The 9,443-nt window shown below is 39.2% G+C and carries 10 protein-coding genes and 1 pseudogene; 1 reads left to right on the top strand and 10 read right to left on the bottom strand.

Annotated elements, in window-relative coordinates; translation table 11 throughout:
* The 7 genes and pseudogenes from QZU45_RS09590 to QZU45_RS09560 all read right to left on the bottom strand — a co-directional run.
* Positions 1-371 (bottom strand): annotated as a pseudogene (locus QZU45_RS09590) (ATP-binding protein); the annotation flags it as partial.
* A gap of 1 nt (position 372) precedes the next feature.
* Complete coding sequence (locus tag QZU45_RS09585) at positions 373-1,341, bottom strand: universal stress protein (protein WP_295354672.1); 969 nt, start codon at positions 1,339-1,341, stop codon at positions 373-375.
* Between the two features lie 133 nt (positions 1,342-1,474).
* Positions 1,475-3,163, bottom strand: coding sequence for a UvrD-helicase domain-containing protein (locus QZU45_RS09580; protein ID WP_295354669.1), 1,689 nt, complete (start codon positions 3,161-3,163; stop codon positions 1,475-1,477).
* Positions 3,164-3,190: 27 nt separating this feature from the next.
* Complete coding sequence (locus QZU45_RS09575; RefSeq protein ID WP_295354666.1) at positions 3,191-3,745, bottom strand: lytic transglycosylase domain-containing protein; 555 nt, start codon at positions 3,743-3,745, stop codon at positions 3,191-3,193.
* Positions 3,738-4,439, bottom strand: coding sequence for a DotH/IcmK family type IV secretion protein (locus QZU45_RS09570; protein WP_295354663.1), 702 nt, complete (start codon positions 4,437-4,439; stop codon positions 3,738-3,740). Before QZU45_RS09570 ends, QZU45_RS09575 begins: the two co-directional genes overlap by 8 nt.
* A 42-nt stretch (positions 4,440-4,481) precedes the next feature.
* A complete protein-coding gene (locus QZU45_RS09565; protein WP_295354660.1) occupies positions 4,482-5,111 on the bottom strand; it encodes a YigZ family protein in 630 nt (209 codons plus the stop codon).
* 134 nt (positions 5,112-5,245) lie between these two features.
* A complete protein-coding gene (locus tag QZU45_RS09560; protein ID WP_295354657.1) occupies positions 5,246-6,586 on the bottom strand; it encodes an AAA family ATPase in 1,341 nt (446 codons plus the stop codon).
* A 321-nt stretch (positions 6,587-6,907) separates the two neighbouring features.
* Between QZU45_RS09560 and QZU45_RS09555 the strand changes: the two genes are divergently transcribed.
* The gene (locus QZU45_RS09555) at positions 6,908-7,702 is read left to right on the top strand and encodes a ZIP family metal transporter (protein ID WP_295354654.1); all 795 of its coding nucleotides are present in this window, start codon (positions 6,908-6,910) and stop codon (positions 7,700-7,702) included.
* 59 nt (positions 7,703-7,761) lie between these two features.
* Here QZU45_RS09555 and QZU45_RS09550 read toward each other — a convergent pair whose 3' ends face one another.
* The 3 genes from QZU45_RS09550 to QZU45_RS09540 form a co-directional block, all read right to left on the bottom strand.
* Positions 7,762-8,220, bottom strand: coding sequence for a hypothetical protein (locus QZU45_RS09550; RefSeq protein WP_295354652.1), 459 nt, complete (start codon positions 8,218-8,220; stop codon positions 7,762-7,764).
* A 71-nt stretch (positions 8,221-8,291) separates the two neighbouring features.
* Positions 8,292-8,687, bottom strand: a complete 396-nt coding sequence (locus QZU45_RS09545; RefSeq protein WP_295354649.1) for a DUF1036 domain-containing protein — start codon at positions 8,685-8,687, stop codon at positions 8,292-8,294.
* 273 nt (positions 8,688-8,960) lie between these two features.
* On the bottom strand, positions 8,961-9,443 hold a 483-nt coding region (locus QZU45_RS09540), incomplete at its 5' end, for a hypothetical protein (protein WP_295354646.1).

Below are 9,443 nucleotides of genomic sequence, written 5' to 3'. Positions count from 1 at the left end.
GGTCTTTTCAGCATATGATACTCAAGACCAACCTTTTTCAGATGGTCCTCAAGAAGGTGCTCTGGCGCATTTGGGAAGCCTGAGTCAATATGTACAGGGATAAGTGTAAAATCAATCGGGGCAGAACGCTTCAGGGATAACATCATATCCAGAAGGACATAGCTGTCCTTTCCGCCTGACATACAGACTAAAATCTTATCTCCCTCCTCAATCATGCCGTAATCACCAATGGCATGACCAACCTTGCGGCGCAGACGCTTGAAGAGCTTATCTGCCTTGTATTTTTCCTGTTTATCTTCAATATTAAAGTAAGGGCTGACATTACGGGCGTAAGCATCAGCCTGCTCAGGTAGATTCTTATCGTTCTGCATATTAGAAACTTTTTGATGGAGTGGTTGTAGGAACAGCTCTAACAACAGCCTTAGGAGTTACAACAAAGACATCACAATCAATACTGTCAGCAACTCTTTCACAGATATTGCCTAAAATTGCGCTGGCAATACCACGTCTTGCAGAGGTTCCAATAAACAGTGCGGTAGGCTTTATCTCTTCGCACTTGGATAAAATGACTTCGTCAATTGCCCCTTCGGCAATATGACAGTCTTCTGGTTTGATCTTATGTCTGTTAGCAAACTCCAGAGCCTTATGACAGCTGTCCTTTAAGGACTCATCATACAGACTGTCAGGGGTGAAACCTGGCATATCCACTGCAATTGGAGGAATAATAGGAGGGACTGCATTGATCATTACAATCTTACAGCCGGTAAATGTAGATAAATACTGAGCCTCTCTCAGAAGCCTCAGATTGGTAAGTCTTGAAAGCTCATCGTCAGGTTCACTCAGATCAACTGCAACAGCAATCTTACCCTTTGGAGTGAAGATCTGATCTTTTGCGATATATACAGGAATCGGGGCATGGCGCAGCATCTGCCAGTCCAGAGGTGTTGAGATAACATTATCAAGTACACCATGAATATCTGCAGTCTTAATCAGAATATCTGCACAGAGCTCCTTGGCCAGCGATACAATCTCTTTTCCAACTTCCTTTGAGAATAATACTCTGCTTTCAATCTTTACGCCCATGGCGTTGATTGCAAGGTAGGCCTTAAGCCATTTTTCAAGCTTTTCCCTATAGCTTCTTTCATATTCTTCCCTGTCAACAGCCAGAATAGAAGTAATATTCCAGTTTTCCTGAGCAACAGGAAGTACAGCTGTAATCCTGATATCAGCATTCTTCTTATGAGCCTTGGCATACTGATATAAAGCCAGAGCTCTGTCTAAGGCAGGCTGTCTAACCTGTTTGTATTCAATAACAGCCAGAATATTATGAAAGAAATTCAAAGGTTATCCCCTTAATTTATAAGGATCAGTATGAGTTACATCGACATTTCTGATTATAGCGCATTGGCAGGAACAAAAAAACGTTTGGAAGGACACAAAACAATATAGACATTAAGAATATTTCAAAGAGAAACTACTGCTCTTTCTTAGAAAGTTTTGTGTTTTTTTTCTTTCGTTTTTTTCTGGTCTTACCTGGAGTTCCACCAGATACACGTTTTTTACGAGAGGCAGAATACTCATGAGAATCGCTGTTCATGACTTCAGAGGCATTAACAGCATCTTTATTCTCTGCTGTGGAATCATTAACCTCAGATAAAGCTTTCCTGAGAAGTGCATCTTGAAAATTACTGTCTTTAATCTCAGTTTTTTCCAAAGACTCTTCCATCTGTTTTTTCTTCTCTTCTTTTTTTGATGCTTTCTTCAGAGCCTTTTCATAGAAGGCATCATTAGGAGTTCGGTCTATGAGAGTATTCTTAGCTCGTGTCATAGCCACATAGTACAGATTAAGCTCCTGAGTAAACTCAAACTCGATCTCCTGTTTTTTTAGGCCTTTCTCCTTGAGATCTTTTTTTAAAGTAAACAGCGGACAGAAATCAGAGGCAAGTACCACCTGATCCCATTCAAGTCCTTTTGCTGAATGAGCTGTTGTCAGAAAGATATTAGCTCTTTCATTGTTATTCAGATAAATACTCTTGGCCAGTTCGTAGAGATCAAAAAGATGTCCCTTATATGTTTCAGCCATCTTTATTGCTGTTTCCAGCTCAAGATCATTAGAGTCATGGGCATAATTCTTGATATTCTCAAGAGAATCAAAACGATCAAGAAACTGATAGGCCTTATCCAAAGGTTTACCTTCCAGGTAGTTCTGAATATTAAGAGCTGCACCAAAAATTAAATATGGATCACGCAGCAGTGAGGAACGTGGAATCTGCTCACGGTTGAGTTTCTGAATATAATCAATTAAGGTCGCATTGGTTCTTGTAAGTACAGCATTGCGAGGTGTTGGACTAAGTTCAGCTGAATAGGCAGACTTCATAGGAACCAGTTCTTTCCTGTCATGAGCAAAAGATGATAAAAACCAGTTTGCCTTCTCACAGATAGGCTGTATCGAACGGAATGTATATGAAAGATGGAGCTTATAGTTGGACTTGAATCTCTCAAGGGCATTATAGGCTCCGCGGAAACCGTAAATGCCCTGATGAGTATCACCTACCAGAATCTTGCGGCAGTGATTGCGGTTGAAGATATCCAGAGTAACCAGATTAGTATCCTGAGCTTCATCAAGTAGAATAAAATCAAAGGCATCCAGCTCATAGTGGTAATCCAGAAGCTGATATTTTTTTAGATACCAGTCATGAGTAGCAGGGATCAGATGAGATTCCATTGCCTGAAATATCTTTTCCGTATTACTGTCGGGAAATACTCTTACATCAGACTGACACCAGGAGTAGAACTTTCTTATGGCAAGAGACAGATCTTTGTACAAATCCCGTCTGATTTTAAAAATCGGTTCAAGATCGAAGATATTAAGTCCGGCTTTAACAGTGTACTTCTCGCGGCTTCCGGATATGATCTGACTGTAGGCCAGAGAATGAGTGGTTCTGATGGTTACATTATGAGGAAAACGGGTTTTGGCATTCTCTACAATCGCCTTATTAAAGGCCAGGTAAATAAAACGAGCCTGAGGAATAGCTCGTGCAATTTCAATTAAGGTAGCGGTTTTGCCAGAACCGGCGCAGGCATCAATCTTTAGGGATTCGCCAGGCTTAAGTTCGCGACACTTTTCAATAATCTTCTGCTGCTCATCAGTAAGAACAAGCACTTTTATACCTCAAAATCGTTTAATAGGTTACTGACTGCAGTAATTCTCTATCTTTTTATTAAGTTTTCGCCAGGATGATTTTACCTTTCTGATATAGCGATTGTGGATTTCCGGATTGGCAGAATAGTTGTAATGATAATTACCTACACCTCTCCAGATTTTACCGTCGGCCCTTTCAATCTCACGTCTTAACAGGTATCCCATGGCCCACACATTATGGCAGGGTTTGCTTTTTATATCGGATTTTGTAAGGTTGAATTCCTTAAGCTCGCTGAGTCTTACATCATTGATCTGGGCAGGACCACAGTCCTGGGTACCGTTTTTATTATTACGGCACTTACCATTGACTGGTCCTCTTTCAACATCAAGCATGGCATAAAGCAACTCTTCAGGAAGATCAAACTGATAGGCAGTCCAGGCAATACAGTTACGAACATCCTTGTATTTGCTCATAACACCGGTACTGTAGGCTATATCTCTCCAGTGTTGAGCCTTACCATGACACTGCATCTGCGCAGAATAGGAAGTAGGAGCTGCAAGCAGAATTGCTCCTAAAAGAAACGAAAACAGGAACTTACTCATGATCTAAAGCTCTTACAGCATCCAGCAGAGTAACCTCAATCTTCTGAAGATCTGTACTGTCAAATTTAACCATCTTAGCATCAGGATTTGGCAGAGGAACCTGTTTAACTGACGGATAAACATATCCGAAGGAATTTGTTGCACTCTTGATTTTAACAGTATTAACAATAGTAGAAACAGCAACTCCGTCTCTTTCAAGTCTTACAGGAGACAGATTGAAAACCAGCGGATAATCATATCTTGAAAGTGAGACCTTAAGCTTGGTGGTGGTAGCACCGACATTCTGCTTTATCAGAAGCTCAGATGGAGATGCTGTAATCTCGGTAAGATAGCCCTGATTTTCACACTCAACAGAGGCAATATCCCAGGGGATACCATTCAAATCATAGAATCTTACGATACTTGAACCATAGGCAGGAACACCAATAGTCATCAGAGGACTGTAATTCTCTGATAAACGCATAATTCCGGCATTGATATCACCAGGAACAAAAGGAGCAGACTCAACTTCAAGCTCTTCAACAACCGCAGAGGAACCGTTGGAAAGATTAACACTCTCGTTAATCTGTTCTTTGGTTCTGAACTTGGTCAGAGTATCGGAAAGCTCTGGAGGGGGTGCAGGCATAGTAATAGCCTCTGCACAGAATGGCAGAAGCATCAATCCGCAAATATACATACATCTGAAAAGTTGCATTTATATCTCCACCAAAACCATGTAACAGAGTTAAATCAAATACTAATCAGGAAATGCTAACACACTCTGACCAGATGTTATTTTAGTAATTTCCGCTTTAAAAACATCCACAGCCTTCTCAGGAATTTCCACAAGATAATCAACCTTATCCGTGTAGGACTGATTAAGGACTGTAATTCCAAGTCTTGAGAAAAGACGCAGCACCAGATTAACCTCTGAATGCCCTACCTGAAAGCTGCATTTTTTTACAATTACCATCGGAGTTGTCGGCAGTGTCTCAAGCGCAGTCTTAACACTGTCCTGATAAGCTTTAACAAGACCACCGGTACCTAAAAGTATTCCTCCAAAATAACGGGTAACCACAACGGTAAGTTCACCTACATCACTGTGAAGGACCACATTCAGCATAGGCTGTCCAGCTGTTCCATGAGGTTCCCCATCATCAGAACATCCGGCATATCCGGATGATCCCGGCTTATCCGCATTATAGGCAAAACAGTTGTGTCTGGCATCAGGAAATTCCTTGCAGATCCTGTCAATGAAGGACTTTGCCTCATCTACGCCGTGAGTTCTGCCTACAGAGGTAATAAAACGACTCTTTTTTACGGTGATTTCAGTACGATGTATTTCGTTATTTTTTAAATCAGGAACAAGATAAGAGTCTTCAGTCATAATATTTTTTCAGTAAAACAACAATATGCGTATTTTACTATAGAAAAGCTGAAAAACAAAAAAATACAGAGGCATACAAAAAGATAACGACAGGAAATGATTTCCAAAAATCAGCCACAAATAAATATGTTTTTCTAAAGAAATGGCAACATATACACTGGAATATAGTTTATACCGTTTTCCCGTTTAAAGTCCTTAATATGAACAACATATTTGTCTTTTATACGTCTACTAAACTTATCGCAAAAGACATCTAACGACCTATGGGTTCTATAATTTCCAGATTTAACTTCTATCGGGCATAGTTTGTCACCAACAGATATAAGAAAATCAATTTCGTATAAATGGTTTGAGGTTTCACTCTCCATTGTATAGTAAAACAGGTTATTGCCTTTAACCTTTAACATTTGGGCAACCGCATTTTCATATACATACCCCAAATTAGCATCCAGCTTATCTGAAAGCAACTTGTTATATATAATGTTTTCGGTGTAATTCTTATCTTTAAACGCAAGTGTTACAAACAGACCTACATCAGAAGTAAAAAGCTTGTATCTTCCAATATCTTTTTCCAAAGCAAAACCCACGCTAGGATTATTCGCATGATAAGCAATGTTAACAGTGAATGAGCTCAACATGTCTGGGATCAAATCAACAACATGATTAGCCCTTGTACCTTCTCTTGCAGTAGTTAATACATATCTTGAAGCGTTTCCACTTAGATTTGCCGGTATGGCATCATATATATCGCCAGCCAGGCCCGAACCATCGATTTTCGTGAAATCTTCTTCATAGAGATCTACGATTTCTCTTTTAACCGCATCGACCGCCTGTAGATTATTCGTCTCCAAATATGTCTCAATTGCCTGTGGCATACCACCGATAAGCATATACAATCTGAATATTCTCATCAGATTTCTATGCATAGCATTTCCTGCAGCCTTCTTATTTTTTAAAAGAGTTTTAATAGTTTCAGCAGTGATTTCATCCCCAATCGCCCACAAGAACTCCTCAAAATCCATAGGATACATTGAAATCTTATGTTCTTCGCTTGGAATTAAAATATCTTTTGTATTTTTCTTTATTGAGAGTAAAGAACCAGTTTCAATATATTTATATCTTCCATCTGCCACTAGGTACTTAATTGCCTGTCTTGCTTTGGGTAGTAACTGAACCTCATCAAATATAATTACAGATTCTCCTTCATAAAGCCTCGTCCCGGTTAACTGCTGCAGCTGTAAGAAGAAAAAATCCAGATTATAGGTATCGTCGAATAATTCTATTATCTCTTTATTAGCATGTGCAAAATCCAACAAGATATATGATTTAAACTCGTTTTTGGCAAACTCTTCTGCTATGGTAGATTTACCTACACGTCTTGCGCCTTTTATAAGAAGAGCATATTTGTCACTGCGAGCATCTTTCCATTCTAGGATCTCTTCATATATTTTTCTTTTGAACACTGAATTTTTCATTATACAATCCGCCTTTTTGATACGAATATACGCAAATCCCCGTTAAAATAATCTATTTTATACGCAAATCCCCATTCAATTAATTACATTATATACGCAAATCCCCGTTCAGACAGATACTGTAATAAAAATACGTGATAAGAATACTGTAATAGCGATTAACGAGAATCAAAAAAAATGAAAATATAGAATGATATAAGTTAGCTAAAGGTAACTTTATTTTTCGCAAAAAATAAAAAACTAACTATCAAGTGGTTATAATTTGAATGATCACCTAAGCTTGAAAATAAAAAACAGTAGAATATTATCTGGAAAATATAAATGCCTGTAGATTATTCTTATACCTTTAAACTGGCCTGCTACAGCGGTCTTTTCATTTTTCTATGTACAACCATAGGTTCAGCCTTTGTCTTTATTCTGCTTAAGCACAAGGACAGAATCTACACTCAGCTGTCTTTAGGCTTCAGTGCAGGCATTATGCTTGCAGCCTCTATTTTTTCACTGATTCTGCCTGCAATTGAGAATTCCCCTTATGAGGGTACCCATAAAATGATTCCTGTCATAGGTGGCTTTATACTTGGAATTATTTTTCTGATTGCCATAGATAAATCACTGCCTCACCTGCATGTGCTGGCAAAATCCCCTGAGGGACCAAAATCATCCCTGAGCAAACATACCCTGCTGTTTCTGGCTATCACGATTCATAACATCCCAGAGGGTATGGCGGTAGGTGTATCCGCAGCAACAGCCATGGAATTTACCCTTACAAGTTCAACAGCAATTCTAGCCCTTGGTATCGGCATACAGAATATTCCTGAAGGAGCCGCTGTCTCCATGCCCTATTTTGCCGACGGTATGTCCCGCTTTAAATCATTTTTATTAGGAAGTCTCTCTGGTGCAGTCGAGCCTGTTGCTGCAATTCTGGTGGTACTCTTAGCGGATCTGGTTGCACCGCTTTTGCCGTGGTTTCTGTCCTTTGCCGCCGGTGCAATGATGTACGTAGTAATTGAAGAACTGATCCCTCAGTCCCATAATCTTGGTAATTCAGATAAGGGAACCATAGCCGTTCTAGTCGGTTTTATTCTGATGATGTTCCTGGATGTAAGTCTTGGCTGATTCAGATACTAGAAATGGATGTGTTCAGAGAACACATCCAGATTGATAATCAGAAAATTCTAGAACAGCTTACCCAAGTACATACCTGTAGCAAATTTTGCCGCAGCCAGCAGTCCATCTCCAAGTTTATCCAGAATTGAGAAATCATCAGGTTTTGTCTGATTATTTAATACTTCCCAGTCCTTTGAAACAGGATCTTCCTGCAGAACGGCAAATTTTTCCTTTATTGTATTGAGTCTTGAATTATCGCTGCTTTCATCTGAATTTTGGGCTGCAAATTTATCTGAATTCAGAAGAACAGAGTAGTCATCAATTAAAGAGACCTCTTTTTCTTCTCGTCTTATTTCTTCTAAAGCCTCCGGTGAAGCAGCCCCGGAAAGAATAGCAAGAGCTTCAGAAAATTCGTTCTTGTGTTTTTTCTGATCAACACCGCCCAGAGAATGATTTAAAGTTAAAACACCCTGATGGACATTAGGCGTAGGCCTGTTTACATGTTGAGTAAGTGTTAAAGTAGACATCTGTACCTCCGCACCGGCAAACTTTGCCGTATAACTACAGGTACAGATCTCTATGCAGAAATGATGCCAGTTTAGTTTTGAATCTGATATTTCTCAGACTGGAGACGTTCAAAGGTTACTTCCTCATAACCCGGCTCATGATCCTTTGGATTCTCATCATTGAACTTGTAGTTTGTCTTTACCCATGCCTTCTTGGTTTCTGAATTCTCCAGAGGAGATCCTTTGCGGCAGTCATTATAGACGTACACATTGTGGATATCATTTACGTTCTTAAGGATAATTGGAGCTTCCTCTCCTGAGGCAAAAACATACCAGCCCTGAGTAATCCATTTGGTTTTGTCAGCTCTTGCATTAATTGCCAGTGAACAGTCATCAGAGGTGTCGTTTCTAACTTCAATCATTACATCAGCACTAACAGCTGTACACACAAATAAACCAAGTAATCCTGCCAATAAGCCTTTCTTCATAAAACAGCACTGCTCCCTACATTAAAAATCCTGAGTACTTAACGTCCTAAGACATAGACTATATCTAAAAATAAGAACCACTCTATAAATATAACTTCTTACAATTAGCTTACTAATATAAAAAAATAGGACATAAGTCCAAGCTAAAGTCATTCTAAAACAAATAATAAATAATTTTTATAAAAAAATTATAAATTTAGGATAAGGTTAAAAAAAAGACCTCTAAATTATACAATCCAGAGGTCTTTTCATCAGATTAAGAGCAGAACTAAACTAGTCAGCAGATGAATTCTGACTGTTAACAAGCTTAATTGCATCCTCATTGTACTTGATGTCACTTAGCTCTCTTGCGCCCATATGAATCATAGAGTTTGCCTTTTCAACTTTAAACTGAACTAGCTGAGCACGAATAAACTGTGAGTATTTCTCAATCTCGGCATCGCCTTCAGTCTTAACTGACTTAAGAACAATCAGTGTAGGATTTCCCTTATTAGAAGAAATAACACCGCTGTTTTCTTTGTTAACAACTGAGAATACATCATAAATGAACTTAGGATCATAAGCAGCATCTCCTCTTGCAATGGTCTGATTTGCATTTAGCTTAACCACACCATCAGTTGCAGGAGTTTCATTCTTAGATACAGCAGTCTTAATCGCCTCAAGTTTCTCCTGAGCCTTGTCAAAAGCGATTGCATCAGCAGCAACAGTCTTAACCTCTGCTGCAACATCCTCAAATTTCTTCAGGCTTGCATCCTT

This window comes from uncultured Succinivibrio sp., assembly GCF_902756765.1.
Classification (GTDB): domain Bacteria; phylum Pseudomonadota; class Gammaproteobacteria; order Enterobacterales; family Succinivibrionaceae; genus Succinivibrio.
This window is presented reverse-complemented; position numbering and strand designations above follow the sequence as displayed.

Bases quoted from the DNA above. Each gene is read 5' to 3' on its own strand.
- QZU45_RS09570 (WP_295354663.1), bottom strand. From the start codon at position 4,439: ATGCAACTTTTCAGATGTATGTATATTTGCGGATTGATGCTTCTGCCA.
- QZU45_RS09560 (WP_295354657.1), bottom strand. From the start codon at position 6,586: ATGAAAAATTCAGTGTTCAAAAGAAAAATATATGAAGAGATCCTAGAA.
- QZU45_RS09555 (WP_295354654.1), top strand. From the start codon at position 6,908: ATGCCTGTAGATTATTCTTATACCTTTAAACTGGCCTGCTACAGCGGT.
- QZU45_RS09550 (WP_295354652.1), bottom strand. From the start codon at position 8,220: ATGTCTACTTTAACACTTACTCAACATGTAAACAGGCCTACGCCTAAT.
- QZU45_RS09565 (WP_295354660.1), bottom strand. From the start codon at position 5,111: ATGACTGAAGACTCTTATCTTGTTCCTGATTTAAAAAATAACGAAATA.
- QZU45_RS09575 (WP_295354666.1), bottom strand. From the start codon at position 3,745: ATGAGTAAGTTCCTGTTTTCGTTTCTTTTAGGAGCAATTCTGCTTGCA.
- QZU45_RS09545 (WP_295354649.1), bottom strand. From the start codon at position 8,687: ATGAAGAAAGGCTTATTGGCAGGATTACTTGGTTTATTTGTGTGTACA.